The sequence below is a fragment of the Pseudovibrio sp. W64 genome (assembly GCF_001623145.1).
GTDB lineage: Bacteria > Pseudomonadota > Alphaproteobacteria > Rhizobiales > Stappiaceae > Pseudovibrio.
This window is the reverse complement of the sequence record NZ_LMCI01000041.1, coordinates 112487-112729: the sequence shown is the minus strand read 5'-3', so window position 1 is coordinate 112729 and position 243 is coordinate 112487. Positions and strand designations below refer to the sequence as shown.

Here is a 243-nt window from a genome sequence, read left to right as displayed (position 1 = left end):
GCGCGGAATGATGTTCTTGATTTCCATAAGAATGTTGGTGCTGATGAGCGCGGCAGTCATGAGCTGGTCTTCCGCATTGATAATGCAAATTCTGGTCTAACCACGACTGAAGGTTTGGCGATTACGCTTCATCTGGAAGATGGTCAGATTGTTGGCCGTGTACCAAACGGAGATGCTGCGTTTGCAATCCACTTGCATCAAAACGGCAAGGTCTCAATGGTTCAGTACATGTCCATTGAGCAT

Annotated in this window: 1 protein-coding gene; it reads left to right on the top strand. The window is 47.3% G+C overall.

The window, feature by feature from the left end:
- The coding region (locus tag PsW64_RS28050; RefSeq protein WP_208980997.1) for a DUF5801 repeats-in-toxin domain-containing protein at nt 1–243 on the top strand (243 nt) is incomplete at both ends.